Below are 25,569 nucleotides of genomic sequence, written 5' to 3' on the forward strand. Positions count from 1 at the left end.
AACGTTTTGCTTGAAGCATCAACCTACGCGGTAGTTCGGCGCTTCCTTGGTGATCTGCACGTCATGGACGTGGGACTCAGCCATACCGGCGCCAGTGATGCGTACGAACTCTGGCTTGGTGCGCATTTCTTCGATATTGGCGCTACCGGTGTAGCCCATGGAAGAACGCAGGCCACCCATCAACTGATGGATGATGGCGGTCAGGGTACCCTTGTAAGGAACACGGCCTTCGATGCCTTCCGGAACCAGCTTCTCGGCACCCGCGGAGGAGTCCTGGAAGTAACGGTCGGAAGAGCCCTGGGCCTGGGACATGGCGCCCAGCGAACCCATGCCGCGGTAAGCCTTGTAGGAACGGCCCTGGAACAGTTCGATTTCGCCTGGCGCTTCTTCGGTACCGGCGAACATCGAGCCCATCATCACTGCGGAAGCACCGGCGACGATGGCCTTGGACAGGTCACCGGAGAAGCGGATGCCGCCGTCGGCGATCAATGGAACGCCGGTGCCTTCAAGGGCAGCGGCGACATTGGCGATGGCGCTGATTTGCGGTACGCCGACACCGGCGACGATACGGGTGGTGCAGATCGAGCCAGGGCCGATACCGACCTTGACTGCGTCGGCGCCAGCTGCGGCCAGGGCCTTGGCAGCGGCACCGGTGGCGATGTTGCCGCCGATCACCTGCACTTGCGGGTAGTTCTCCTTGACCCAGCGAACGCGGTCGATCACGCCCTTGGAGTGACCGTGGGCGGTGTCGACCACTACCACGTCCACACCGGCGTTGACCAGGGCAGCCACGCGGTCACCGGTGTCTTTACCGGTACCGACTGCAGCACCTACGCGCAGACGACCTTGATCGTCCTTGCTGGCCAGCGGGTAAGCCTTGGCTTTTTCGATGTCGTTGACGGTCATCATACCCTTGAGGGCGAACTTGTCGTCGACGATCAGCACGCGCTCGATGCGGTGCTTGTGCAGCAGCTCGCGCACATCGTTCTTGTCGGCGCCTTCCTTGACCGTGACCAGGCGCTCTTTAGGCGTCATCACTTCACGGACGCTGGCGTCCAGGCGGTTTTCGAAACGCACGTCACGGGAAGTGACGATACCGACCAGGTCGCCATCGTGCAGTACCGGAACGCCGGAAATGTTGTGCATGCGGGTCAGTTCGAACAGGTCGCGCACCGTGGCGTCAGCCTCGATGGTGATCGGGTCTTTGACGACGCCGGCTTCGAACTTCTTGACCTTGCGGACTTCGGCAGCTTGCTGCTCGATGGTCATGTTCTTGTGGATGATGCCGATGCCACCTTCCTGAGCCATGGCGATTGCCAGACGGGCTTCAGTGACGGTGTCCATTGCGGCGGAAACCAGTGGAATATTCAGCTCGATGCCACGGGTAAGACGGGTCTTGAGACTGACTTCGTTAGGAAGCACCTCGGAATAACCAGGCACTAGGAGAATGTCGTCGAAGGTCAGAGCTTCTTGGCTGATACGCAGCATCGCGGGGGCTCCCGAGCGGGAAAATGGAAGCGCGCCATTATACTCAGACACCTACCCGGGCTCAATGTAAAACTCTGTCTATTATCAACGGGGTGATGGATGGGGAATTTGCCGAAACGCAGCGTCTGTTTCGCGGACCAGCATTGCACCTGCCGGCGATGATTTCACCACCCGGGCCCGGCTGCCGAAATCCCCTTACAACTCCACCTTCACCCAGCTCACCGGCTGATCCAGCCATTCGGCGAACTCGTCGAGAAAGCTCTGCTTGAACCCGGCCTCGGCCCAGTTGTTGAAGATGAAACCGAGGTTGGAAAACCCGCACTCCTGCAAGAACAGAAAACCGTTGATGTCATCTTCATGCCCGCACTCGGGGCAGGTGAAGTTATCGGTGCGCCCGGGCATCCAGTCTTCCAGGCTCTCGAACAGCGCCTCCCCCACTTCCTGGCGGCACTCGGCGCAACCCGCTTCCTCGAGAAACCCCTTGGCCGGGGTATAGATGCAGCGCTTGGTAATGATCTCCAGGCCGTTGACCGGCTCGCCGAAGGGCAAGGCTTCCGGGTGCAGCACGACTTCGCGCGCGCCAGGGGCAATGGCGTGCGCCATTCGATTGCCGGTACGGCCACAGGTGCTCAAGGCTTCCTCGACGATGTTCTTGCGCACCAGCCAGCGCACGATCGCCCGGGCGCGGGGTTCGTGAACCGGCAAGGTGGAGATTTTCGGAACGATGATGCTTTGCGAGTTCATGGGTGAGGCCTGAAGCGTCTGAAGGGAAGTCTGCGTCGCCTGCTCGGACGGTACGCCTGCGAGCCGATACCTACCAATAAGTGTAGAAGTCGACATGCCGGGTAGATCCGAGGGCCCGCAGCTTAATCCCTGAACCCCACAGGTCAAGTGCTCAGGTAACGACCGATCAGGGCAATGCCGCTGGCCAGCACCAGCCAGGTCACCAGCCGGACGAACGCCTCGCGGGACAACTTCAGGGTCAGCCGCCGCCCCATCCACAAGCCCAGCGCCATCACCGGCAACAAGCACAGCGCCAGCAGCAATAAAGGCAGCTGCGCATAAACTCCGGCAATGGCGAACAGGCTCAGGCGCACCACCGTGCTGCAACTGATCAACGCACTCTGGGTGGCCCGCGCCGCATCCTTGGGCAGGCGACCGTTCAGATAGATCGCATATAAAAAGCCGCCACTGCCAAACAGCGCCCCGAATGCCCCGCCCACGGTCCCCATGGGAATCGCCCAGCCCGCCGCCAGCGCCTTGGGCCTTGCCTTGACCCACAGGCTGTATACCGCATAAGCGCTGATAAACAGCCCCATCAACAGCAGCAACAGGTCGGACTTGAGGTTGAGCAGGAAGATCACCCCCAGGGTGCAGCCCAGCGCCATGCACGGTAGCAGGCGTACCAGCTCGGAGCGATCGACCTCCCGCCGCGACGGCAAGAGATTGCCGAAGGCCGCGACAAAATCCAGCAGCACCAGCAGCGGGATTATTTTCGACAGCGGCATGAACAGGATCAGCACCGGTCCGGCCACCAGCGCCGTACCGAACCCGGCAATGCCAAACACGATATAAGCCAGGGCGATCCCCAGGCCGATCGCCAACCAGCCACTCGCTCCCCACGACCACTGCCCCAACAACTCGACCATGCTCATCGATTCGCCATCCTCCTTTAATCAAGGAATGACTTTAGCCAGCCACAAGCCTTGCGACTAATATCATCAAAGCCAGCAACCCATCTCAAAAAGGCATGACGAGTGATTTCAACCCGCCAACTGCGCTACTTCGTGGAAATCGCCGACAGCGGCAGTTTCAGCGCCGCCGCCGAACGCCTGTTCATTGCCCAGTCCGCCCTCAGCCGACAGATCAAGGAACTGGAGACCCTGTTAAAGACACCACTGTTCGAGCGCACCGCGCGCCTGCCCAGGCTGACGGCGGCGGGCGAAGCCTTCTACCCGCGCGCCCGCAACCTGCTCGATGAGCTGAACAAGGCCAGCGAACTGGCGACCCGGGTCGGCCATGGGCAACTGGGGACATTGCGCCTGAGCCATTCCAGCACGGTGTCCATGAGCGGCCGTTTGCTGCGGGCCATCAGCGGTTATCTGGAGCAGTGCCCGGGCGCCTCGATGGACATCGCCACCCTGTCTTCCGAAGCGCAGCTGGAGGAAGTCGCCGAAGGCCGGCTGGATATCGGCCTGCTACGGCTGCCGGTACTGCGCCAGCGCGAGGGTGTGCAGATCACGCCGCTGTTCAACGAGCGCCTGCTGCTGGCCGTGCCGCCGAGCCATCCTCTTGCATTAAGTCCTCCTGAACGGGGCGTGGATCTGGCGCAACTGCGCGACGAAGCCTTTATCTCCATTCCCCATCCACAACGCGGCGGCCTGAGTTACCTGTCGGCCGAGTTGTGCATGCGCCAGGGCTTTTTCCCCAAGGCGGCGCGGGTGCTGTCGCGCAAGACCACGCAGCTGCAACTGATCCAGGCCGGATTCGGCATCGCCCTGCTGCCCGAATCGATGCAAGACATCGCACCCACCAGCCTGCACTTCCTGCCCTTGGCGGACCCGGAGTGCCAGAGCACAGTCGCCCTCGCCTGTCGGCAGGACCCGACACCGCTGGTCAAGCAGTTCATCGAACACTTCCATGGTGCCCTCACACCCTAACCGCCGAAGGAGTATTCGAGGCCGGCAAGGCATCGTCTCCTTTTGTTTCGAGCCATGGAGATTGTTCGCCGAATGCCTTTAAACTGCGCCCCATGATTAAAGATCCCTTTGCAAGACTCGGCCTGGACCGCGAAGTCCTGACCGTCAGCCAGCTCAACGGCCGTGCGCGGGTGTTGCTGGAAGACGTGTTCAGCAACATCTGGGTCGAAGGCGAAATCTCCAACCTCGCCCGCCCGGCGTCCGGCCATGTGTATTTCACCCTCAAGGACAGCAATGCCCAGGTGCGTTGCGCGCTGTTTCGGCAAAATGCCGCACGGGTGCGCCAGGCGCTGAAGGACGGCCTGGCGGTCAAGGTGCGCGGCAAGGTCTCGCTGTTCGAGGGCCGCGGCGACTACCAGCTGATCCTCGATACGGTCGAACCGGCCGGCGACGGCGCCCTGCGCCTGGCCTTCGATGCCTTGAAGGAAAAGCTCAGCGCCGAAGGCCTGTTCAGCACCGAACGCAAGGTGCCGCTGCCCGCCCATCCCCAGCGTATCGGCATTATCAGTTCGCCGACCGGGGCGGTGATTCGCGACATCATCAGCGTGTTCCGGCGCCGCGCACCGCACGTGGCCCTGACCCTGATCCCGACCGCCGTGCAAGGCCGCGAGGCGACCGCGCAGATCGTCCGCGCCCTGAAAATGGCCGATGCCCAGGGCTTCGACACGCTGATCCTGGCCCGTGGCGGCGGCTCCCTGGAAGACCTCTGGTGCTTCAACGAAGAAGCCGTGGCCCGGGCGGTAGATGCCTGCGTCACGCCGATCGTCAGCGCCGTGGGTCATGAAACCGACGTATCGATCAGCGACTTCGTCGCCGACGTGCGCGCACCGACGCCCTCGGCGGCGGCCGAATTGCTCGCGCCGGACTCCAGCGACCTGCAACACCGGGTCGAAAGCCTGCATCGACGCCTGGTGATGCGCATGCGCGATCGGCTGCTGCGCGACCGCCTGCGCCTGGAGGGCATGGCCCGGCGCCTGCGTCACCCCGGCGAACGCCTGCGCCAGCAAGCACAACGCCTGGACGACCTGGACATGCGTATGCGCCGGGCGTTCGAGCGCAGCCTCAATACTCGTCGCGAGCGCCTGATCCGCCTGGAAACCCGGCTCGCCGGCCAGCACCCCGGGCGGCAACTGGCGCTGCTGCGGCAACGCCTCGACAGCCTGGCCGAACGCCTGCCACGCGCCATGCGCGAAGGCCTGAAGTCCCGTCGCCTGCAGTTGCAAAGCCAGATGCAGACCCTGCATGTGGTCAGCCCGCTGGCTACCCTGGGTCGTGGCTACAGCATCCTGTTGGACGAACGCGGCCAGGCCATTCGCAGTGCCGCACAGACCCAGCCGGGCCAGCGCCTCAAGGCCCGCCTTGGTGAAGGCGAACTGCAGGTCCGGGTCGAGGACAATCACCTGACGCCTGTCACCCTTTCTTTACTGGATTGATCCATGCCGCGTTTTCTGAGCTCCCTGCTGTTGCTGTGCCTGACCTTCAACGCCCACGCCGATAGCTACATCACGCGCCTGCTGAACAAACCGGTGCCCGGCGGCGTGGCGGTGATCGACCTGGGCAGCGCCGCCCAGGCGCCCAAGGCAAGCTACCAGGGAAAACCGCTGCTGGTGGTCAAGGAACAGAACAACTGGCTGGCGATTGTCGGCATCCCGCTGACCGTCAAGCCCGGCACCCAGCAGATCAGCGCTGGCGGTCGCAATCTGGACTTCAGTGTGGGCAGCAAGAAATACCCGGAACAGCACATCACGCTAAAGAACAAGCGCCAGGTCAATCCCGACCCGGCCGACCTCAAGCGCATTGACGCCGAGTTGGCCGAGCAGGTCCGCGCCTACCGCAGTTTCAGCCCCAACACCCCGAGCAACCTGCTGCTGGACAAACCGGTGAACGGGCCGCTGTCGAGCAAGTTCGGCGTACGCCGCTTCTTCAATGGTGAGGAACGCAACCCACACGCCGGGCTGGACTTCGCGGTGCCCGCCGGCACGCCGATCAAGACGCCCGCGGCCGGCAAGGTGATCCTGATCGGCAATTACTTTTTCAACGGCAACACCGTATTCGTCGACCACGGCCAGGGCTTTATCAGCATGTTCTGCCATATGTCGAAGATCGACGTGAAGGTTGGCCAGCAACTGGCCCGCGGCGGCGTGGTCGGGAAAGTCGGCTCCACCGGGCGCGCCACCGGGCCGCACATGCACTGGAACGTCAGCCTGAACGATGCCCGGGTCGATCCGGCGATCTTTATCGGGGCCTTCCAGCCCTGAGTCAGGCTCCCGCAGGGATTGCGCAGGTTCAAAAGTCTGCGCAATAAGATCGAACCAGCCGCCAACCTCGCAGAATAAAATCTCGAAAATCTTCAACTTTAAGAGATTTATCTCAATTTTTTTCGACTGCTTGCCATCTTTCACCCCAGTGGTTAGGGTTGAGGGCATGAAAACCTCTCACACCCTCATTCAGCGCCGCCAACACCGAAGCCTCTGCCTCGTCAGCGCACGACTGCCAGGTTGAGTCGCGGTACCTCGTCCCCTGCTTCAAACAACACCCATTGATTCACCGGCAGGCCGCCTCTTTTCGGCCCGGACAATAAGGATTTCCCCATGAGCATGCTCAAAGACCCTTCCTCTAAGTACCGCGCGTTCCCGACCATCAACTTGCCGGACCGCACCTGGCCATCGAAGACCATCACCCGCGCGCCGATCTGGTGCAGCTCCGACCTGCGTGATGGCAACCAGTCGTTGATCGAGCCGATGGATGCGGTGAAGAAGCTGCGCTTCTGGAAAACCCTGGTCGCCGTCGGTGTGAAAGAAATCGAGGCCTCCTTCCCGGCCGCTTCGCAGACCGACTTCGACTTCGTCCGCACCCTGATCGAAGGCGGCCACATCCCGGACGACACCACCATCCAGGTGCTGACCCAGGCCCGTGAAGACCTGATCGCCCGTACCTTCGAATCGTTGCGCGGGGCGAAGAAAGCCATTGTCCACCTGTACAACGCCACCAGCCCATCGTTCCGCCGCATTGTCTTCAACCAGGACAAGGAAGGCGTGAAAGAGATCGCAGTGAACGCTGCCAAGCTGTTCGTAAAATACGCCGCCCAGCAGCCGGAAACCCAATGGCAGTTCGAATACTCGCCAGAGACCTTCAGCGCCACTGAGCTGGAGTTCGCCAAGGAAGTCTGCGACGCGGTGATCGAGGTCTGGAACCCGACGCCAGCCAACAAGGTGATCCTCAACCTGCCGGCCACCGTCGAAGTCGCCACGCCGAACATCTATGCCGACCAGATCGAATGGTTCGGCCGCCACATCAACCGTCGTGACAGCGTGATCATCAGCCTGCACACCCACAACGACCGGGGTACTGGCGTAGCCGCTACCGAGCTGGGCCTGATGGCCGGCGCCGACCGCGTCGAAGGTTGCCTGTTCGGCAACGGCGAACGTACCGGCAACGTCGACCTGGTCACCGTGGCCCTGAACCTCTATACCCAGGGCATCGATCCGGAGCTGGACTTCTCCGATATCGACGGCGTGCGCAAAGTGGTCGAAGAGTGCAACCAGATCCCGGTGCACCCTCGTCATCCGTATGTCGGCGACCTGGTTCACACCGCCTTCTCCGGCTCGCACCAGGATGCGATCCGCAAGGGCTTCGCCCAGCAGAAATCCGATGCGCTGTGGGAAGTACCGTACTTGCCGATCGACCCAGCCGACATCGGTCGCAGCTACGAGGCGGTGATTCGCGTCAACAGCCAGTCGGGCAAAGGCGGTATCGCCTACCTGCTGGAGCAGGAATACGGCATCAGCTTGCCGCGTCGCATGCAGATCGAGTTCAGCCAGGTGGTACAGCGTGAAACCGATCGCCTGGGCCTGGAGATGACCGCCCAGCAGATCCACGCGCTGCTCCACAGCGAATACTTGCAGGCCAACACCCCGTACGCGCTGGTCAGCCATCGCCTGCAGGAAGAAAACGGCCACAGCGCCGTGGAAGTGGAAGTGTCCAGCAAGGGCCAGGGCGAGACCAACCTGCACTGGCGCGGCAAGGGCAATGGCGCCCTGGAAGCCCTGGTGGCCGGCTTGCCGGTTCCGGTGGAAATCATGGACTACAACGAGCACGCCATCGGCGCGGGCACCAACGCCAAGGCCGCGGCCTATATCGAACTGCGTGTGAACGGCGAACGTGCGGTGCACGGTGTGGGTATCGATGAAAACATCACTACCGCCAGCTTCAAGGCCCTGTTCAGCGCGCTGAACCGCTCCCTGAGCCAGCTGGACGCCAAAGCCGCCTGACGGTTTTACGGCCACAAAAAAGCCCCGGATGATCCGGGGCTTTTTTATTGTGTATTTATTGCCTCACTCAGGCAGTGGTATTGATCCGCGCCGTCAGCGCCTGGAGCAAGGCCGCCTGCAACACCTGCAGGTTGTTGGCGGTGATCGTGATCTGCGCCTGCACCTCCAGGGCCTGTTGCGCTTTCTGCTCCTCACTCGCCTGGCCCTTCTGCACCCCGGACAATTGCGACTGCTGCTCGGACAGGGTCTTTTCGGTCTGGTCGATCTGCTTCTGCAACTGCGCGACGATATCGGCGGTGGACGCGTTGAGATCGGCCTTGGCGCCGTATTCCTGCATGTCGACACTCACCGAGTCGCTGTCTTCGGCAACGCGCTTGTCCTGCACCTCGAGCGGGCTGGCCTGCTGCTCGGCGATGTTGAGCTTTTGCGGCGCGGCCCCCAGCGGGAATGGATTGATACTCGCTGCACCGATAGTGGTCATGATGAATCTCCCTGAAAATCCTCTTACCCCTTAACGGCCCACCCCGACAGATCTTTAAGCCTGGGTGAACTCGAAGGTGTCGGCATCGAGGTAGGCTGGAAAGCGCGCGCGATAGGCCGCCAGGTCCGCGGCATTCAGGCAGACCTGGAATACCCCGTCGGCCTCACCGGCGCTGAGCAGGGTCTCGCCCTGGAAATCCAGCACCTGGCTATCCCCGGTGTAGGCAAACCCCTTGCCGTCGGTGCCGACCCGATTGACCGCCGCCACATAACACAGGTTTTCGATGGCCCTGGCCGGCAACAAGCGATTCCAGTGCTGACGCCGCGCCCCCGGCCAGTTGGCCGTGTACAGCAGCAAGTCGGTATCCCGTGCATCGCGGCTCCATACCGGAAAACGCAGGTCGTAGCAGATCAGCGGCCTGACCCGCCAACCCTTGAGTTCGAACTGCACCTGGCGCTCGCCCGGTGTGTAGTGATCGTGCTCGCCCGCCATGCGGAACAAATGGCGCTTGTCGTAATGCCAGACCTCACCGTCGGGACGCGCCCACAGCAGGCGGTTGCGGTGACTGCCGTCGGTGGCCTGGATAATCACGCTGCCGGTGACCACCGCATCGAGCCTGGCAGCCTGGCTGCGCAGCCACTTGCTGGTCGGACCGTTTTCCGCCTCGGCAAGGGCTTCGGACTCCATGGAAAATCCGGTGGTGAACATTTCCGGCAGGATAATCAGGTCGGCGCCCCGGGCCTGTTCGAGTAACAGCTCGAAGTGCTCGAGATTGGCCTGGCGGTCGTGCCAGACCAGGGAGGTCTGGATCAGCGCCACATTCAGATTGGGTAAAGCACTCAGATCACGCATAGCTTCTCCGCTGCCTGACGCAGCGTCTCCTCACGTTTGGCAAAGCATAGCCTTACCAGACGCTGTCCTTGCGGTGGCTCGCGGTAGAACACCGACACCGGAATGGTCGCGACGCCGTGCTCGCGGGTCATCCAGATCGCCATCTCGACATCATTCAGGTCCGGGCGGATCCGCGAGTAGTCCACCAGCTGGAAGTAAGTACCGGCCACCCGGGTAAAGCTGAACCGCGAAGGCCCCAGCAGGTCGCAGAACAGATCGCGCTTGGCCTGATAGAAACCGGGAAGCTCTTCGACATGTTCCGGGTGTTCGGCCATGTAGTCCGCCAGAGCGTACTGCAAAGGGGTCACCCCGCAGAAGCTGACATATTGATGCACCTTGCGCAGCTCGGTACTCAGGGCCGGTGGAGCGACCACGTAGCCGGTTTTCCAGCCGGTCACGTGATAGGTCTTGCCGAAGGAACTGACCACGAATGCCCGCTGGTACAGCTCTTCATGGGCCAGCACGCTGACGTGGGGGATGCCGTCGAATACCAGGTGCTCGTACACCTCGTCGCTGACCAGATAGATGTCCCGATCACGAATCAGCGCCGCCAACTGATCCAGTTCCGCACGGCTGATCAGGGCCCCGCTGGGGTTGTGCGGCGCGTTGAGAATGATCATCCGCGTACGCGGGCTCAGCGCCTCGCCGAGCTTCTGCCAGTCGATGGCGAAATCGTTCAGGCCCAACTGCACATGCACACAACGCCCGCCGGCCAGTTCCACCGAAGGCTCATAGCTGTCATAGCAAGGATCGAAGACGATTACTTCATCACCGGGCTGGATCACTGCATGGATGGCACAGAAGATCGCCTGGGTGGCGCCCGGAGTGATGGTTACCTCGGTGTCGGCATTCACCTGCACGCCATAACTGCGGGCGATCTTGGCCGCCACTTGCTGGCGCAAGGCTGGCAGGCCGGTCATCGGTGCGTATTGGTTGTGGCCGCTGGCGATATGCCGGGCGACCGCATCGCGCAGGGCCTGCGGACCATCGAAATCGGGAAAACCCTGGGACAGGTTCAGCGCGCCGGTTTCCACGGCGAGCTGCGACATTTGCGTGAAGATGGTGGTGCCGACATTCGGCAGCTTACTGGTGATCATGGGTGATTCCCTGCTGAACACCCGGCTCTACGGCGGCACGGGGAGGTCCCGAGAATAGCCCAAACCACAGGCATGAAAAAGGGCGCCAAAGGCGCCCTTTTTCCAAGGCAAGTCCTATAGGAAGTAGCTTATCGGCGAAGCGTTGAACCAGGTCCAGGGCTTCGCCGGCAAACCGGCTCCCGCAGCGAGTCTCAGCGCTTGTCCTTGCGCTTCTTCTCGGCCTTCTTGTGGTGTGTCATCAAGCGACGCTTCTTGTTGACCTGACGGTCGGTGAGCGTGTTCTTGTTGCCTTCGTACGGGTTTTCACCACCTTTGAATTCGATGCGGATCGGCGTGCCGACCAGCTTCAGAACACGCCGGTAGGTGTTTTCCAGGTAGCGCACATAAGACTTCGGCACCTTCTCCACCTGGTTGCCGTGGATCACGATCAGCGGCGGGTTGGCACCACCCAGGTGGGCATAACGCAGCTTGATGCGACGGTTGTTGACCATCGGTGGCGCGTGCTCGCTCACGGCGTCTTCGAGAATCTGCGTCAGGCGGCTGGTCGGCCAGCGGGTTACCGCGGACTTGAAGGAGTTCTGCACCGACTGGTAGAGGTTGCCCACGCCAGTACCGTGCAACGCCGAGATGAAGTGGATGTCGGCAAAGTCGACGAAGAACAGCCGGCGCTCCAGCTCGGTCTTCACATAGTCACGCTCGCGCGGGTCCATGCCATCCCATTTGTTCAGGGCGATGACCAGGGCCCGACCTGCTTCCAGGGCGAAGCCCAGCAGGTTCAGGTCGTGGTCCACCACACCTTCGCGGGCGTCCATGACGAAGATCACCACGTTGGCGTCCTTGATCGCCTGCAGGGTTTTGACCACCGAGAACTTTTCGACTTCCTCATGGATCTTGCCGCGCTTGCGCACACCGGCGGTGTCGATCAGCGTGTACTTCTCTTCGTTACGCTCGAAGGGAATGTAGATACTGTCGCGGGTGGTACCGGGCTGGTCGTAGACGATGACCCGGTCCTCGCCGAGCATGCGGTTGACCAGGGTGGACTTGCCCACGTTCGGCCGGCCGATGATGGCGATCTTGATCCCGTCTTTTTCGCTCGGGCCCGGAATGCGCTTGGCTTCCTCGCCTTCGGCAACGACTTCTTCCTCACCCTCTTCCGGCTCATCCGCGTCGTCTTTCGGGAACTCGCGCAAGGCGATTTCCAGCATCTGCGTGATACCGCGGCCGTGAGCACCGGCGATCGGGATCGCGTCGCCCATGCCCAGCGGGGCGAACTCGGCACGCGCCATGTCAGGGTCGATATTGTCGACCTTGTTGGCAATCACGTAAGAGGTCTTGTTCCGTTTGCGCAGGTGCTCGCCGATCATCTGGTCGGCCGCGGTGAAACCGGCCTTGGCGTCTACCAGGAACAGGACGACATCAGCTTCTTCGATGGCCAGCAGCGACTGCTCGGCCATCTTTTCGTCCATGCCATGCTCGTCACCGGAGATACCGCCGGTGTCGATCAGAATGTAGGTACGCCCTTGCCACTTGGCCTCACCGTATTGGCGATCACGGGTCAGACCGGACAGGTCGCCGACAATGGCGTCGCGAGTCCGAGTCAGGCGGTTGAACAAGGTGGACTTGCCGACGTTCGGTCGGCCCACCAGGGCGATTACGGGAACCATGCGGCTCTCCACTGCGTTAATTCAGAAAATACAAAAGCCGCTGCGAGGCAGCGGCTGGTGCTCGGGGCAGCACAGGACGTGCTGCGAACCTTGCCGGGGCAAGGCCGCTTGGGGATCAACCCCAAGCATAGTCAAACCATTACTTGATGGTCAGGGCTTCCAGTTTGCCGCTGTTGCCATACACATAAATCATGTTGCCCACCACCAGCGGACGCGCACGCAGGCCATCGCTGTCGATACGCTCACGGCCAACGAAGCGACCGTCCACCTGGCTCAGCAGGTGCAGGTAACCTTCCAGGTCACCGACCGCCACGTAGCTGGAGAAGACTTCCGGGGCCGACAGTTGACGGCGGGCCAGCGAGTCGTTGCTCCACAGTGCAGTGGTGGAACGCTCGTCGACGCTTTCGACTGTGCCGGAAGACAGGCTCACATAGACGCTGCCGAAACCTTGAGCGACACCCGCATAGCTGGAAGCATCGCGCTGCCAGAGCGGACGACCGCTTTCCAGGTCCAGCGCCGCTACGCGACCCTGGTAACTGGCGACATACAGGGTGCCGCCGGACAACAGCAGGCCACCGTCGATGTCGACCACACGATCCAGCTCGGAACGACCTTGCGGAATGGCCACGCGCTGTTCCCACACCGGCACGCCGTTGCGGATATCCAGGGCCACCACTTTACCGGTCGACAGACCGGCGACCGCCAGGCGGTTGGTGGTGATTGGCGCACTGGTACCACGCAGGGTCAGTACCGCCGGGGTGCTGTCATAGACCCACATCTGGTTGCCGGTGGCGGCGTCGAGGCCAATCACACGGTCATCCTGGGTCTGGACCACAACCACATCGCCATTGGTGGACGGCGGAGCCAGTACTTCACTGGTCACCCGCGCACGCCACTTCTCTTCGCCGCTCGAAGCATCCAGGGCGACTACTTCGCCCTTGAGGGTACCGATCATGACCAAGCCGTAACCCACGCCAACGGCACCGGACACAGGCAACTCCAGGTCCTGTTTCCATTTGACGTCGCCGTTCATGCGATCCAGCGCCTCTACCACGCCAGTGACGTCGGCGGCGTAGATGGTGCTGCCGTCGATCGCCGGAACCAGCATGTTGTAGGTTTCGCCCTGGCCGTCACCGACCGAACGGCTCCACTGTTTCTGCAGGACCACTTCTTCTTTGAAGTCGACCAGTTCGGCAGGTGGCAATTCTTTCTTGCTGTTGCTGCTGCAACCCGCGGCCAGAACGGCCAGAGCCAGCAATGCTGCATGTTTCCAACGGATCACGTCACGCATCCCCTTTGGCCAGGTCGTCCAGCTTGATTTGTAGGCCACCGACTGCCGCTTCATCGGACAGCGCGGCCTTGGCTTTTTCGTACGCAGCATGGGCTTCGTCGGTACGGCCCAATTGGACCAGCAGGTCGCCCTTGAGCTCTTCGCGAGTGGCCAGGAATGCCTTATCGGCATCGCCTTCGAGCAGCTTCAGCGCTTCGTCAGCCTTGTTCTGCGCCGCCAGGACCTGGGCCAGGCGCTGACGGGCGATCTCGCCCAGCGTCGGGTTGGCCGGCTTGTCGGCGATGGCTTTGAGTTCGGTAGCCGCGTCGTCCAGCTTGCCGGTGTCGACCGCCACCTTGGCGACGAACAGGCTGCCGTATTGCGCGTACGCAGTACCGCCGAACTCGCTGTTGAGCTTGCCGGCCAGGTCTGCGACACGGGCTGCATCCGGCTTGCCGTCAGGCGTCAGCGTGGTCTCCAGCAATTGCTGATAGAGCATCGAGGCGCCTTGCGACTGATTGTTCTGATACTTGTGCCAGGCCTGCCAGCCGAACACGATGACCAGCGCCAACAGGCCACCGGTGACCAGGGGTTTGCCGTTGCGCTGCCACCAGTCCTTCAAATCCGCCAGCTGTTCATCTTCGGTACTCGACACCCCAATACTCCTTATTCGCTAAATCGGCTGTTTGACAGCTTCAACCCTGCACGACGCAGGTGGCCAGGTGTGCAGCGAGCGCATCCCAGGCAATGCTTTGTTGTTCGCCCTGGCCACGCAGGGGTTTGAAACCTACCACTTGCTGGGCCAGTTCGTCGTCACCGAGGATCAATGCGTACAACGCACCGCTCTTGTCGGCTTTCTTGAACTGGCTCTTGAAGCTACCGGCGCCGGCGTTGATCTGCAGGCGCAGGTTCGGCAATTGATCACGAACACGCTCACTCAGCGCCAGTGCGGCCAGTTCGGCAGCTTCCCCGAAGGCGCAGAGGTAAACGTCGACCTGACGCGAGATCTCTTCCGGGATCTGCTCCAGGGTTTCCAGCAGCAGCACCAGACGCTCGATGCCCATGGCGAAACCGACGCCCGGGGTCGGCTTGCCGCCCATCTGCTCGACCAGGCCGTCGTAACGGCCGCCGGCACAGACGGTGCCCTGGGCGCCGAGCTTGTCGGTGACCCATTCGAAAACGGTCTTGCTGTAGTAATCCAGCCCGCGCACCAGCTTCGGGTTGATCACATAAGGGATACCGGCGGCATCCAGACGGGCCTTGAGGCCCTCGAAGTGCACGCGGGACTCCTCATCCAGGTAGTCGGCCAGCTTCGGCGCGTCCACCAGCACCGCTTGAGTGTCCGGGTTCTTGGTGTCGAGCACGCGCAGCGGGTTGGTTTTCAGGCGGCGCTGGCTGTCTTCGTCCAGGCTGTCCATGCGCGCCGAGAGGAACGTCACCAGCGCATCGCGGTAACGCGCACGGGCTTCGGCGGTCCCCAGGCTGTTCAGTTCGAGCTTGACCGCATCACGGATACCCAGTTCGCCCCACAGGCGCCAGGTCAGCACAATCAGTTCGGCGTCGATGTCCGGACCGTCGAGGTTGAAGACCTCGCAACCGATCTGGTGGAACTGGCGATAACGGCCTTTCTGCGGACGCTCGTGGCGGAACATCGGGCCGATGTACCAGAGTTTCTGCACCTGGCCACCGCCGGTGATGCCATGCTCGAGCACAGCGCGCACGCACGCCGCGGTGCCTTCCGGACGCAGGGTCAGGGAGTCGCCGTTGCGGTCGTCGAAGGTGTACATCTCTTTTTCGACGATGTCGGTCACTTCACCGATGGAGCGCTTGAACAGTTCGGTGAACTCGACGATCGGCATACGGATCTGCTTGTAACCGTAGTTATCCAGCAAACGTGCAACGGTGCCCTCGAAATAGCGCCACAGGGGCGTCTGCTCGGGCAGGATGTCGTTCATGCCACGAATGGCTTGCAGAGACTTGCTCACAAAAAATCCTTAATTCGTTCGATTAGCCGCGCGCGATCAGCGCTGCGTCGGCTTCGACCTTTTCGGCCGCCTTCTCGCGGATCAGCTTTTCCAGTTGATCCACAAGATTGTCATTCGTCAGTTTCTGCGACGGCTTGCCGTCGATATAAATCAGGTTCGGCGTCCCGCCGGTCAGGCCGATATGCGCCTCTTTGGCTTCGCCCGGACCGTTGACCACACAACCGATGACCGCCACGTCCAGCGGCACCAGCAGATCCTCGAGACGCCCTTCCAGTTCGTTCATGGTCTTGACCACATCGAAGTTCTGCCGCGAGCAGCTCGGGCAGGCGATGAAGTTGATGCCACGGGAACGCAGATGCAGGGACTTGAGAATGTCGTAGCCGACTTTCACTTCTTCGACCGGGTCGGCCGCCAACGAGATGCGAATAGTATCGCCAATCCCTTCGGCCAGCAGCATACCGAGGCCCACGGCGGACTTCACCGTGCCTGAACGCAAACCGCCGGCTTCGGTGATACCCAGGTGCAGCGGCTGGATGATTTCCTTGGCCAGCAGGCGATAGGCCTCGACGGCCATGAACACGTCGGAGGCTTTCACACTGACCTTGAAGTCCTTGAAGTTCAGGCGCTCGAGGTGCTCGACGTGACGCAGGGCAGACTCCACCAGCGCTGCAGGCGTCGGCTCGCCGTATTTCTTCTGCAGGTCTTTTTCCAGGGAACCGGCGTTGACGCCGATACGGATCGGGATCCCGCGATCACGGGCCGCGTCCACCACCGCACGCACGCGATCTTCACGCCCGATGTTGCCGGGGTTGATCCGCAGGCAATCGACACCCAGTTCGGCCACGCGCAAGGCGATCTTGTAGTCGAAGTGGATGTCGGCAACCAGCGGTACCTTGACCTGCTGCTTGATGCGGCCGAAGGCTTCGGCCGCGTCCATGTCCGGTACGGAAACCCGCACGATATCCACGCCGGCGGCTTCCAGACGGTTGATCTGGGCCACAGTGGCCGCCACATCGTTGGTGTCGCTGTTGGTCATGCTCTGCACGGCAATGGGGGCATCGCCACCCACGGGTACCGAGCCGACCCAGATCTTGCGGGACTCGCGACGTTTGATTGGAGATTCGCCGTGCATGACTTATTGACCTAACTTCAGGCGAGCAGTCTCGCCACTGGTGAACGGAGCCACATCGACCGCTTGTCCGTTGTAGCTGACCTGCGCGCCACGGGCATAACCCAGGCGCACGGCAAATGGCGGCTTACCGGAAACATCGGCGGTCTCGCCCTTGCGCTTCAGGCCACTCAACAGCACTTTACCGCTGCCATCGGTGATCTGGGTCCAGCAATCGGCTGTGAACTGGATCTGTACCTGACCCGCACCAGCTACAGGCGCGGCGACAGGTGCAGTTGGATCTGCCGGGGCAGCCGGCGCGGCGACCACTGGCACTGCAGGGGCTGGCGCGGCCGGAGCGCTCGGCGCGGGTGTTGCCGGCGCCACGACCACTGGAGCAGGAACAACCGGAGCAGCAGGTGCGGCAGCCGGAGCGCTTGGCGCAGGGGCCGCGGCATTTGCGGGGACCTGGTCTGGAGCCGGGGTTTCAGGCAGGACCAGGGCGGTTTCGCCTTCGGTCTGGCCTTCCACGACCGCCTGATCTTCCGGCTCGTCGATCGGATGAATCTGCGTGGTGCCGTCGGCCCCTTCGACTTCGACGTGTTCCTGATTGAGACTGATCAGTTCCTTGGTGCGCACCGAGGTCTGATCCTGCCACCAGATAAAGCCGCCACCGATCACTGCGATCAGCAGCAACAGGCTGACGATGCGCAAAATGGTGTGGGAGACCCGTACCGGCTCTTCGATACGGCCCAGGCTGTGCACGTTGCTGCCCTGGGAATCGGTGCCCGTGTATTGGTCGAAGGCCTGGACCAGAACGGCCTGGTCCATCCCCAGCAACTTGGCATAGGCACGGATATAACCGCGGGCGAAGGTATGCCCCGGCAGCTTGTCGAAAGCACCGGCTTCCAGGTTGCTCAACGAGCTGGCGGTCAGATTGAGCTTGAGGGCCACTTCAGCCAGCGACCAACCATTGCTTTCGCGGACCTGACGCAGGGTCTCACCGGGGTTGACGCGAGTCGCTGCTAGAACTTCGGGATGCGCCGCTTTCATCATTGCTCCGACAGGTATTGCTGATATTCCGGCGTACCGGGATAGAGTCGTTTTAATTGCAGGCCGTAACTGGCGGCCTTGTCGCGATCTTCAAACACCGTTGCCAGCCGAACGCCGAGCAATAGACTACGTGCATTTTGCTCGCTCAGCAGGCTAAAACGATCGTAATAGTCGCGTGCGGGCACATAATGCCTGTCTTCGAAGGACAACTCAGCCATTTCCAGCAATGCGCGAGGCTGCTGGCGGTTCAGGCGCAGGGCTTTTTCCAGGTGTTGCCGGGCCAGGTCACGCTCACCCAGCATCGCGGCGGTCATGCCAAGGTTCTCGAACACTCGGGATCGCTCGGGGTACAGGGTATCAGCAGCCGCCTGTTCAAAGCGCTGATAAGCATCTTTGTAACGTTTTTCTTCAAAGAGAAAACTGCCGTAGTTGTTCAGGATACGGGCATCGGAGGGACGCGCAGCCAGGGCCTTGCGGTAATGCTGATCAGCCAGCTCGGGTTCCATTTCGGCCTGGAACACCAGCGCCAGGGCGGCATTGGCATCAGCGTCGGACTCGTCCAGCTCCAGGGCCTTTTTCAGCGGTACTTTCGCCCGCTCGGTCATGCCTTGCTGCAGATAACCCAGGCCCAGCTGGACATAGGCCTCGCGCGCCTCGTCCCGCCCCTTGCTTGTCTTCAGCGGGTTGAAATCCCCCGAAAGAACACAGCCAGCCGACAGGCTGACAAAAAGCAGAAGCAGCGCGACGCGCAAGGTCATGGAGATCCTCTCTCAGGTACGATTCGCAGCGCTTTGCGGCATATCGGCGTCGGCGCTCAACTCGCGCACGGCGATATAACGTTCGCTACGACGGGTGCGATCCAGCACCTGCCCGACCAGTTGTCCACAGGCCGCATCGATGTCTTCGCCGCGCGTGGTACGCACGGTGACGTTGAAGCCTGCGTGATGCAGTTGATCCTGGAACCGGCGAATGGCGTTGTTGCTCGGCCGCTCGTAACCGGAATGCGGGAACGGGTTGAACGGGATCAGGTTGATCTTGCAAGGAATGTCCTTGAGCAACGCGATCATCTCGACAGCGTGTTCAACCTTATCATTGACGTCCTTGAGCAGCGTGTACTCAATCGTCAGCACACGTTTCTCGCCCAGCGACGACATGTAGCGCTGGCAGGATTCGAGCAGCATCTTCAGCGGGTACTTCTTGTTGATCGGTACCAGCTGGTTGCGCAGCGCATCGTTCGGTGCGTGCAGGGACAACGCCAGGGAGACGTCGATGTGCTTGGCCAGCTCATCGATCATCGGTACCACGCCGGAGGTCGACAGGGTCACGCGGCGCTTGGAGATGCCGTAGCCCAGGTCGTCCATCATCAGGTGCATGGCCGAGACGACGTTGTCGAAGTTCAGCAGCGGCTCACCCATGCCCATCATCACCACGTTGGTGATGGCACGGTCGACGGTCGCCGGGACGCTGCCAAAGGATTTGTTGGCAATCCACACCTGGCCGATGACTTCGGCGGCGGTGAGGTTGCTATTGAAGCCTTGCTTGCCGGTGGAGCAGAAACTGCAGTCCAGGGCACAGCCTGCCTGGGACGAAACGCACAAGGTGCCGCGTTTGCCCTGGGGAATGTAAACGGTCTCGACGCAGCTGCCGGACGCCACGCGCACCACCCACTTGCGGGTGCCGTCGCTGGAGATGTCCTCGCTGACCACTTCCGGACCACGAATTTCGGCAACGGCCTTGAGCTTTTCGCGCAAGGCCTTGCCGACGTTCGTCATGGCGTCGAAATCATCGACGCCAAAGTGGTGAATCCATTTCATTACCTGACCGGCACGGAAACGCTTCTCCCCGATTGAGTCGAAGAATTTTTCCATTTCCGGTTGAGTCAGACCCAACAGGTTAGTTTTGCCAGTCGATGTAGTCATGGTTTCACCTTCACTCACGGGCCTTTGGCTTAGCGAGTGGTCACTTCGGTGGAAGCGAAGAAGTAAGCGATTTCGCGTGCAGCAGCGGCTTCGGAGTCCGAACCGTGAACGGCGTTGGCGTCGATGGATTCAGCGAAGTCAGCACGGATGGTGCCGGCAGCAGCTTCTTTAGGGTTGGTAGCGCCCATCAGCTCACGGTTCAGAGCGATAGCGTTTTCGCCTTCCAGAACCTGAACGACAACCGGACCGGAAGTCATGAAAGCAACCAGCTCGCCGAAGAAGCCACGAGCGCTGTGCTCAGCGTAGAAGCCTTCAGCTTCGGCTTTCGACAGTTGCTTCATTTTCGAAGCTACAACGCGCAGGCCAGCTTTTTCGAAACGGGTAACGATCTCGCCGATGACGTTTTTTGCAACAGCGTCAGGCTTGATGATGGAGAAAGTACGTTGAACAGCCATGGTGTAACTCCAGAAACGGTGATTAAAGCGAAAAATTAAACCCGCGAATTATACGCGGGTTTATAGGGATTGCCTAACTGCGTACGGGACAGACTCAGTCTGCTTCTTCGATCCAGGCGGCCTGAATTGCTTCAAGAACCTTCTCGCCACCGCGAGCCGGATCGTCGCTGAATTCCGGCAGCGCCAGAACCCATTGGTGCAGATCGACAAAGTTTACGTACCGCGGATCCACATCCGGCTTGGACTCAGCCAGCTGGATCGCGATTTCCAGCACATCAACCCATTTCAGACTCATGATGATTCCTTGAATCAGTGCGGCGCTTCGGCCGCATGGTTGAGCGAGTATTTCGGAATTTCGACGGTCAGGTCTTCCTCGCCGACTATCGCCTGACAAGATAGACGCGATTGCGCCTCCAGCCCCCAGGCCTTGTCCAGCAGGTCCTCTTCCAGCTCGTCGGCCTCGTTCAGCGAGTCGAAACCCTCGCGAATGATGCAGTGGCAGGTAGTGCAGGCGCAGACGCCGCCGCAGGCGCTCTCGATCTCGATGTGGTTGTCATGCGCCACTTCGAGAATCGAGGTACCCGGTGCAGCCTCTACAACCAGGCCATCCGGGCAAAACACGGCGTGTGGCAGAAAAATGATCTGCGGCATCAGTTATTCCTCGATTTCATTCAGATTGCGCCCCGCCAGAGCGGCTTTCACCGTCGAGTCCAGGCGGCGGGCAGCAAAAGCATCGGTCACTTGCGACAGACGCTTGGTCTGCTGCTCGATGGCGTAACCATCGGTGCCACGCATCAATTCACTCAATTCCTGCATTTGCAGCTCGATGACCATGCGCTCTTCGGCATCCAGCAGGCGCTCGCCGTCTGCTTCCAGAGCGCCCTGCACCGCCTCGATCAGGCGCTGGGCATCGACCTGCTGCTCACGCAGCACGCGGGCGACCTTGTCGTCGCTGGCGTACTGGAAGGAATCCTTGAGCATCCTGGCGATTTCGCCGTCGGTCAGGCCGTAGGATGGCTTGACCTGGATGCTGGCTTCGACGCCCGAGCCCAGCTCGCGAGCGGACACGCTCAGCAGACCGTCGGCATCGACCTGGAAGGTCACGCGGATCTTCGCCGCGCCGGCGACCATGGCCGGAATGCCGCGCAGCTCGAAACGCGCCAGGGAGCGGCAGTCGCTGATCAGCTCGCGCTCGCCCTGCAACACATGAATCATCATGGCCGACTGGCCATCTTTATAAGTGGTGAAGTCCTGGGCACGAGCGACCGGAATGGTGGTGTTGCGTGGAATCACCTTCTCCATCAGCCCGCCCATGGTTTCCAGCCCCAGGGACAGCGGAATCACATCAAGCAGCAGCAGTTCGCCACCATCACGCTTGTTGCCGGCCAGGGTATCGGCCTGGATCGCAGCACCAATGGCCACTACCTGGTCCGGGTCGATCTCGGTCAGCGGCTGGCGACCGAACATTTCGGCGACGGCTTCGCGAACCCGCGGAACGCGGGTCGAACCGCCGACCATGACCACCGCCTGGACATCTTCCAGCTCGACATTGGAATCACGCACGGCGCGACGGCAAGCCTTGAGGCTGCGCGCCACCATCGGCTCGATCAGGGCATCGAAGGCTTCGCGGGTCAGCGGCGCCGACCAGGCGCCATAGGTCACCTCGACCGATGCAGCATTGGTGAGCGCTTCCTTGGCGGCACAGGCGATTTGCAACAGGTTGCGCTGCTTGCCCGGATCGAGATCGGCGGACAGGCCGGCGCTCTCGATGATCCAGCCAGCGATCGCATGATCGAAATCGTCGCCGCCCAGGGCGCTGTCGCCACCAGTGGCCAACACTTCGAAGACGCCGCCGGTCAGGCGCAGAATGGAAATATCGAAGGTCCCGCCACCCAGGTCATAAATGGCCACCACACCTTCGGCATGCTGGTCCAGACCATAGGCCACGGCCGCCGCGGTCGGCTCGTTGAGCAGACGCAACACGTTGAGGCCGGCCAGTTTGGCCGCATCCTTGGTCGCTTGACGCTGCGCATCGTCGAAATAGGCCGGAACGGTGATCACCGCTCCCACCAGCTCACCGCCCAGGGTCGACTCGGCGCGCTGGCGCAAGACCTTGAGGATGTCGGCGGAGACTTCCACCGGGCTTTTCGGGCCCTGGATGGTGTCGATGAACGGCATGTGCGACTCGCCATCGACGAAGCGGTACGGCAGTTGCTCGCCCAATTGCTTGACGTCGGACAGACCACGACCCATCAAGCGCTTGACCGACAGCACAGTGTTCAGGGGATCGGCAGACGCCGCCAGCCTGGCGGACTCGCCCACCTCGACGTGGTCGGCGTGATAACGCACGGCAGACGGCAGGATGACCTGCCCGCTGGCGTCGGCCAGCGGTTCGGAAAGACCACTGCGCAAGGCAGCGACCAGCGAATTGGTAGTACCCAAGTCGATCCCCACAGCCAGGCGACGCTGGTGCGGTTGAGGACTTTGGCCGGGTTCGGCGATCTGCAGTAGGGCCATGTTTATCTGGACTTATCTGAATATCAGGCGTGCGACCGGAGCGGCACTGGGTTAATCGTCGAGGCGCTCTTCTAACTGGCGCACTTCGTAGGTGAGCTTGTCGAGGAACTGCATGCGCCGCATCAGGCGTTCAGCCTGTTCGCGTTGCGCGGCATCATCCCAACAGGCTGCGAAGCTTTCGTTCAATTCATCCTGGGCCGCTTTCAGGCGGCGCTTGAAGGCTGCAATACCAGCCAGGTCGGCCTCGTCCTGCAGATCCTCGAGCTCTTCGCGCCACTGCATCTGCTGCAGAAGGAACTCCGGATCGTGCACCGTGACCTCCAACGGCAACTCATGGCCGCCCATGGCGAGCAGGTATCGCGCGCGCTTGGGAGGACTCTTGAGGGTCTGGTAGGCCTCGTTGAGGCTGGCGGATTGCTCCAGCGCCAGCCGCTGCTCACGCTCGGAAGCGTCAGCGAAGCGGTCCGGATGAACGGCACGCGCCAACTCACGGTAGCGCGCGGCCAGCTGCTCGAGATCCAGGCGGAAGCTCGGTTGCAGCTCAAATAAAGCGAAATGACAAGGAGTACCCACGAGCCGCCTCAGATGTTGAAGCTTTCGCCGCAGCCACACTCACCGCGCACGTTGGGGTTGTTGAACTTGAAGCCTTCGTTCAACCCTTCCTTGACGAAGTCCAGTTCGGTGCCATCCAGGTAGGTCAGGCTTTTCGGATCAATGATCACTTTCTCGCCATGACTCTCGAACACCTGATCGTCTTCACCGATCTCGTCGACGAACTCCAGGACATAGGCAAGGCCGGAACAGCCCGTGGTGCGAACACCCAGACGAATCCCATCACCTTTGCCGCGCCCGTTGAGGGAGCGTCGCACGTGTTGAGCAGCCGCTTCTGTCATGCTGATAGCCATCGTGACTCCTTACTTTTCGCTCAATCTGTGAAAGCTGATCCGCTAAATCAGATCAGGCCTTTCTTCTGCTTGTAGTCGCGAACGGCGGCCTTGATGGCGTCTTCGGCGAGTACCGAGCAGTGGATTTTCACTGGCGGCAGGGCCAGCTCTTCAGCCAGCTGAGTGTTCTTGATGGTCTCTGCTTCATCCAGAGTCTTGCCCTTCATCCACTCGGTAGCCAGGGAGCTGGAGGCGATAGCCGAACCGCAACCATAGGTCTTGAACTTGGCGTCTTCGATGATGCCCTGCTCGTTGACCTTGATCTGCAGGCGCATCACGTCGCCGCACGCCGGAGCGCCGACCATTCCGGTGCCGACATCAGGATCTTCCGCGTTCATCTTGCCGACGTTGCGCGGGTTCTCGTAGTGGTCGATGACCTTTTCGCTGTAAGCCATGATTCTTAATCCTCACTCATCAGGGCCGCTCTTGAGCCCCTGTAGTTACGCCTGCGTCAGTCGCCGCGTCGCTACAGGAGCTGTACCTGGCGGCTTCTATATTTAGTGTGCCGCCCACTCGATCTTCGAGATATCGACGCCGTCTTTATACATGTCCCACAGCGGCGACAGAGCGCGCAGCTTGGTCACGGCCTCGCAGACTTTCTGCGCGGCATAATCGATTTCTTCTTCGGTGGTGAAGCGGCCGAAGGTGAAGCGGATCGAGCTGTGTGCCAGTTCGTCGTTGCGGCCCAGGGCTCGCAGCACATACGAAGGCTCCAGCGAAGCCGAGGTGCAGGCCGAGCCGGAGGAAACCGCCAGATCCTTGAGCGCCATGATCAGCGACTCGCCTTCGACGTAGTTGAAGCTCAGGTTCAGGTTGTGCGGTACACGAGCAGTCATGCTGCCGTTGATGTACAGCTCTTCCAGGTGCTCGACCTGCTTGTAGAAGCGGTCGCTCAACGCCTTGATACGCAGGTTTTCGGCAGCCATGTCTTCCTTGGCTACGCGGAAGGCTTCGCCCATGCCAACGATCTGGTGGGTGGCCAGGGTGCCGGAACGCATGCCGCGCTCGTGACCGCCGCCGTGCATGGTCGCTTCGAGGCGAACCCGCGGCTTGCGGCTGACGTACAGCGCGCCGATGCCTTTAGGACCGTAGGTCTTGTGGGCAGAGAAGGACATCAGGTCGACTTTCAGCGCCTGCAGGTCGATGTCGACCTTGCCGGTGGACTGAGCCGCGTCGACGTGGAACAGAATGCCTTTGGAACGAGTCAGTTCGCCAATGGCGGCGATGTCGTTGATGGTGCCGATTTCGTTGTTCACATGCATGATCGACACCAGGATGGTGTCGTCGCGCAGGGCGGCTTCGACCATGGCCGGCGTGATCAGGCCGTCTTCGCCTGGCTCGATGTAGGTGACTTCGAAGCCTTCACGCTCGAGCTGGCGCATGGTGTCCAGGACAGCCTTGTGCTCGATCTTCGAGGTGACCAGGTGCTTGCCCTTGGTGTGGTAGAAATGCGCGACACCCTTGATTGCCAGGTTGTCGGACTCGGTGGCACCGGAGGTCCAGACGATTTCACGCGGGTCGGCGTTGACCAGGTCAGCCACTTGGCGACGGGCATTTTCCACCGACTCTTCGGCTTTCCAGCCGAACACGTGGGAGCGGGACGCCGGGTTACCGAAGTTTCCGTCGACCAGCAGGCATTCACTCATCTTTTGCGCGACACGCGGATCAACCGGGGTGGTCGCTGAGTAATCAAGGTAAATCGGCAATTTCATGGACTCTCTCCTAAA

General features: G+C 61.3%; 26 protein-coding genes. 4 read left to right on the plus strand and 22 right to left on the minus strand.

What is annotated here, in order from left to right; all coding sequences use genetic code 11:
• Positions 1-18: 18 nt before the first annotated feature.
• The 3 genes from guaB to H0I86_RS25075 all read right to left on the minus strand — a co-directional run bounded on the left by guaB (position 19) and on the right by H0I86_RS25075 (position 3,143).
• Positions 19-1,488: an IMP dehydrogenase gene (gene guaB, locus H0I86_RS25065; RefSeq protein ID WP_009050626.1), complete on the minus strand. Its 1,470-nt coding sequence runs from the start codon at positions 1,486-1,488 to the stop codon at positions 19-21.
• 195 nt (positions 1,489-1,683) lie between these two features.
• Complete coding sequence (locus H0I86_RS25070; RefSeq protein ID WP_038576146.1) at positions 1,684-2,232, minus strand: hypothetical protein; 549 nt, start codon at positions 2,230-2,232, stop codon at positions 1,684-1,686.
• A gap of 143 nt (positions 2,233-2,375) precedes the next feature.
• On the minus strand, positions 2,376-3,143 hold the full coding sequence (locus H0I86_RS25075) for a sulfite exporter TauE/SafE family protein (protein WP_180922568.1): 768 nt from the start codon (positions 3,141-3,143) through the stop codon (positions 2,376-2,378).
• A gap of 102 nt (positions 3,144-3,245) precedes the next feature.
• On the opposite strand from H0I86_RS25075, the gene H0I86_RS25080 reads away from it, so the two are divergent.
• The 4 genes from H0I86_RS25080 to leuA all read left to right on the plus strand — a co-directional run bounded on the left by H0I86_RS25080 (position 3,246) and on the right by leuA (position 8,458).
• Positions 3,246-4,148: a LysR family transcriptional regulator gene (locus H0I86_RS25080; protein WP_180922569.1), complete on the plus strand. Its 903-nt coding sequence runs from the start codon at positions 3,246-3,248 to the stop codon at positions 4,146-4,148.
• Positions 4,149-4,240: 92 nt separating this feature from the next.
• Entirely contained in the window at positions 4,241-5,620 is a 1,380-nt protein-coding gene (gene xseA / locus H0I86_RS25085) for an exodeoxyribonuclease VII large subunit (protein ID WP_180922570.1), read from the plus strand.
• 3 nt (positions 5,621-5,623) lie between these two features.
• Positions 5,624-6,445 (plus strand): peptidoglycan DD-metalloendopeptidase family protein, encoded by an 822-nt coding sequence (locus H0I86_RS25090; RefSeq protein WP_180922571.1) that lies wholly within the window; start codon positions 5,624-5,626, stop codon positions 6,443-6,445.
• 333 nt (positions 6,446-6,778) lie between these two features.
• A complete protein-coding gene (gene leuA / locus H0I86_RS25095; protein ID WP_009050632.1) occupies positions 6,779-8,458 on the plus strand; it encodes a 2-isopropylmalate synthase in 1,680 nt (559 codons plus the stop codon).
• Positions 8,459-8,525: 67 nt separating this feature from the next.
• On the opposite strand, the gene H0I86_RS25100 is transcribed toward leuA, so the two are convergent.
• The 19 genes from H0I86_RS25100 to H0I86_RS25190 all read right to left on the minus strand — a co-directional run bounded on the left by H0I86_RS25100 (position 8,526) and on the right by H0I86_RS25190 (position 25,554).
• Positions 8,526-8,939, minus strand: a complete 414-nt coding sequence (locus H0I86_RS25100) for a hypothetical protein (protein WP_180922572.1) — start codon at positions 8,937-8,939, stop codon at positions 8,526-8,528.
• A 54-nt stretch (positions 8,940-8,993) separates the two neighbouring features.
• Positions 8,994-9,791 carry an amidohydrolase gene (locus H0I86_RS25105; RefSeq protein WP_180922573.1) on the minus strand — a complete coding sequence of 266 codons (798 nt, stop codon included), beginning with the start codon at positions 9,789-9,791 and terminating at the stop codon, positions 8,994-8,996.
• Complete coding sequence (locus H0I86_RS25110) at positions 9,779-10,927, minus strand: pyridoxal phosphate-dependent aminotransferase (RefSeq protein WP_180922574.1); 1,149 nt, start codon at positions 10,925-10,927, stop codon at positions 9,779-9,781. Before H0I86_RS25110 ends, H0I86_RS25105 begins: the two co-directional genes overlap by 13 nt.
• A 191-nt stretch (positions 10,928-11,118) precedes the next feature.
• The gene (gene der, locus H0I86_RS25115; RefSeq protein WP_007929542.1) at positions 11,119-12,591 is read right to left on the minus strand and encodes a ribosome biogenesis GTPase Der; all 1,473 of its coding nucleotides are present in this window, start codon (positions 12,589-12,591) and stop codon (positions 11,119-11,121) included.
• 139 nt (positions 12,592-12,730) lie between these two features.
• Positions 12,731-13,882, minus strand: a complete 1,152-nt coding sequence (bamB, locus tag H0I86_RS25120) for an outer membrane protein assembly factor BamB (protein ID WP_009050636.1) — start codon at positions 13,880-13,882, stop codon at positions 12,731-12,733.
• The gene (locus tag H0I86_RS25125; protein ID WP_007929540.1) at positions 13,875-14,516 is read right to left on the minus strand and encodes a tetratricopeptide repeat protein; all 642 of its coding nucleotides are present in this window, start codon (positions 14,514-14,516) and stop codon (positions 13,875-13,877) included. The genes bamB and H0I86_RS25125 overlap by 8 nt, the downstream gene beginning before the upstream one ends.
• 40 nt (positions 14,517-14,556) lie before the next feature.
• A complete protein-coding gene (gene hisS / locus H0I86_RS25130; protein WP_009050637.1) occupies positions 14,557-15,846 on the minus strand; it encodes a histidine--tRNA ligase in 1,290 nt (429 codons plus the stop codon).
• A gap of 22 nt (positions 15,847-15,868) precedes the next feature.
• A complete protein-coding gene (ispG, locus tag H0I86_RS25135; protein ID WP_007929536.1) occupies positions 15,869-16,978 on the minus strand; it encodes a flavodoxin-dependent (E)-4-hydroxy-3-methylbut-2-enyl-diphosphate synthase in 1,110 nt (369 codons plus the stop codon).
• Positions 16,979-16,981: 3 nt separating this feature from the next.
• On the minus strand, positions 16,982-18,007 hold the full coding sequence (locus H0I86_RS25140; RefSeq protein WP_180922575.1) for a RodZ domain-containing protein: 1,026 nt from the start codon (positions 18,005-18,007) through the stop codon (positions 16,982-16,984).
• The gene (gene pilW / locus H0I86_RS25145) at positions 18,007-18,765 is read right to left on the minus strand and encodes a type IV pilus biogenesis/stability protein PilW (protein ID WP_180922576.1); all 759 of its coding nucleotides are present in this window, start codon (positions 18,763-18,765) and stop codon (positions 18,007-18,009) included. The genes H0I86_RS25140 and pilW overlap by 1 nt, the downstream gene beginning before the upstream one ends.
• Positions 18,766-18,777: 12 nt before the next feature.
• Positions 18,778-19,926: a dual-specificity RNA methyltransferase RlmN gene (gene rlmN / locus H0I86_RS25150; RefSeq protein WP_180922577.1), complete on the minus strand. Its 1,149-nt coding sequence runs from the start codon at positions 19,924-19,926 to the stop codon at positions 18,778-18,780.
• Between the two features lie 29 nt (positions 19,927-19,955).
• Complete coding sequence (gene ndk, locus H0I86_RS25155) at positions 19,956-20,381, minus strand: nucleoside-diphosphate kinase (protein WP_007929529.1); 426 nt, start codon at positions 20,379-20,381, stop codon at positions 19,956-19,958.
• 94 nt (positions 20,382-20,475) lie between these two features.
• Positions 20,476-20,676, minus strand: a complete 201-nt coding sequence (gene iscX, locus H0I86_RS25160; RefSeq protein WP_007929528.1) for a Fe-S cluster assembly protein IscX — start codon at positions 20,674-20,676, stop codon at positions 20,476-20,478.
• 14 nt (positions 20,677-20,690) lie between these two features.
• Positions 20,691-21,032 (minus strand): ISC system 2Fe-2S type ferredoxin, encoded by a 342-nt coding sequence (fdx, locus tag H0I86_RS25165; protein WP_007929527.1) that lies wholly within the window; start codon positions 21,030-21,032, stop codon positions 20,691-20,693.
• A 3-nt stretch (positions 21,033-21,035) separates the two neighbouring features.
• On the minus strand, positions 21,036-22,898 hold the full coding sequence (hscA, locus tag H0I86_RS25170; RefSeq protein ID WP_180922578.1) for a Fe-S protein assembly chaperone HscA: 1,863 nt from the start codon (positions 22,896-22,898) through the stop codon (positions 21,036-21,038).
• Positions 22,899-22,949: 51 nt separating this feature from the next.
• Positions 22,950-23,471 (minus strand): co-chaperone HscB, encoded by a 522-nt coding sequence (hscB, locus tag H0I86_RS25175; RefSeq protein ID WP_180922579.1) that lies wholly within the window; start codon positions 23,469-23,471, stop codon positions 22,950-22,952.
• A gap of 8 nt (positions 23,472-23,479) precedes the next feature.
• Positions 23,480-23,803, minus strand: a complete 324-nt coding sequence (iscA, locus tag H0I86_RS25180) for an iron-sulfur cluster assembly protein IscA (RefSeq protein WP_007929524.1) — start codon at positions 23,801-23,803, stop codon at positions 23,480-23,482.
• Between the two features lie 47 nt (positions 23,804-23,850).
• Positions 23,851-24,237 carry a Fe-S cluster assembly scaffold IscU gene (gene iscU, locus H0I86_RS25185; protein WP_007929523.1) on the minus strand — a complete coding sequence of 129 codons (387 nt, stop codon included), beginning with the start codon at positions 24,235-24,237 and terminating at the stop codon, positions 23,851-23,853.
• A gap of 102 nt (positions 24,238-24,339) precedes the next feature.
• Complete coding sequence (locus tag H0I86_RS25190) at positions 24,340-25,554, minus strand: IscS subfamily cysteine desulfurase (RefSeq protein ID WP_023967169.1); 1,215 nt, start codon at positions 25,552-25,554, stop codon at positions 24,340-24,342.
• Between the last annotated feature and the right edge of the window lie 15 nt (positions 25,555-25,569).

The sequence above is a fragment of the Pseudomonas chlororaphis subsp. aurantiaca genome, assembly GCF_013466605.1.
GTDB classification, from domain to species: domain Bacteria; phylum Pseudomonadota; class Gammaproteobacteria; order Pseudomonadales; family Pseudomonadaceae; genus Aquipseudomonas; species Aquipseudomonas chlororaphis_I.

Excerpts from the sequence above, each read along its gene's own strand:
- guaB (WP_009050626.1), bottom strand. The coding sequence starts at position 1,488 with ATGCTGCGTATCAGCCAAGAAGCTCTGACCTTCGACGACATTCTCCTA.
- H0I86_RS25070 (WP_038576146.1), bottom strand. The coding sequence starts at position 2,232 with ATGAACTCGCAAAGCATCATCGTTCCGAAAATCTCCACCTTGCCGGTT.
- H0I86_RS25075 (WP_180922568.1), bottom strand. The coding sequence starts at position 3,143 with ATGAGCATGGTCGAGTTGTTGGGGCAGTGGTCGTGGGGAGCGAGTGGC.
- xseA (WP_180922570.1), top strand. The coding sequence starts at position 4,241 with ATGATTAAAGATCCCTTTGCAAGACTCGGCCTGGACCGCGAAGTCCTG.
- H0I86_RS25090 (WP_180922571.1), top strand. The coding sequence starts at position 5,624 with ATGCCGCGTTTTCTGAGCTCCCTGCTGTTGCTGTGCCTGACCTTCAAC.
- leuA (WP_009050632.1), top strand. The coding sequence starts at position 6,779 with ATGAGCATGCTCAAAGACCCTTCCTCTAAGTACCGCGCGTTCCCGACC.
- H0I86_RS25100 (WP_180922572.1), bottom strand. The coding sequence starts at position 8,939 with ATGACCACTATCGGTGCAGCGAGTATCAATCCATTCCCGCTGGGGGCC.
- H0I86_RS25105 (WP_180922573.1), bottom strand. The coding sequence starts at position 9,791 with ATGCGTGATCTGAGTGCTTTACCCAATCTGAATGTGGCGCTGATCCAG.
- H0I86_RS25110 (WP_180922574.1), bottom strand. The coding sequence starts at position 10,927 with ATGATCACCAGTAAGCTGCCGAATGTCGGCACCACCATCTTCACGCAA.
- der (WP_007929542.1), bottom strand. The coding sequence starts at position 12,591 with ATGGTTCCCGTAATCGCCCTGGTGGGCCGACCGAACGTCGGCAAGTCC.
- bamB (WP_009050636.1), bottom strand. The coding sequence starts at position 13,882 with ATGCGTGACGTGATCCGTTGGAAACATGCAGCATTGCTGGCTCTGGCC.
- ispG (WP_007929536.1), bottom strand. The coding sequence starts at position 16,978 with ATGCACGGCGAATCTCCAATCAAACGTCGCGAGTCCCGCAAGATCTGG.
- H0I86_RS25140 (WP_180922575.1), bottom strand. The coding sequence starts at position 18,007 with ATGAAAGCGGCGCATCCCGAAGTTCTAGCAGCGACTCGCGTCAACCCC.
- pilW (WP_180922576.1), bottom strand. The coding sequence starts at position 18,765 with ATGACCTTGCGCGTCGCGCTGCTTCTGCTTTTTGTCAGCCTGTCGGCT.
- rlmN (WP_180922577.1), bottom strand. The coding sequence starts at position 19,926 with ATGACTACATCGACTGGCAAAACTAACCTGTTGGGTCTGACTCAACCG.
- ndk (WP_007929529.1), bottom strand. The coding sequence starts at position 20,381 with ATGGCTGTTCAACGTACTTTCTCCATCATCAAGCCTGACGCTGTTGCA.
- iscX (WP_007929528.1), bottom strand. The coding sequence starts at position 20,676 with ATGAGTCTGAAATGGGTTGATGTGCTGGAAATCGCGATCCAGCTGGCT.
- fdx (WP_007929527.1), bottom strand. The coding sequence starts at position 21,032 with ATGCCGCAGATCATTTTTCTGCCACACGCCGTGTTTTGCCCGGATGGC.
- hscA (WP_180922578.1), bottom strand. The coding sequence starts at position 22,898 with ATGGCCCTACTGCAGATCGCCGAACCCGGCCAAAGTCCTCAACCGCAC.
- iscA (WP_007929524.1), bottom strand. The coding sequence starts at position 23,803 with ATGGCTATCAGCATGACAGAAGCGGCTGCTCAACACGTGCGACGCTCC.
- iscU (WP_007929523.1), bottom strand. The coding sequence starts at position 24,237 with ATGGCTTACAGCGAAAAGGTCATCGACCACTACGAGAACCCGCGCAAC.
- H0I86_RS25190 (WP_023967169.1), bottom strand. The coding sequence starts at position 25,554 with ATGAAATTGCCGATTTACCTTGATTACTCAGCGACCACCCCGGTTGAT.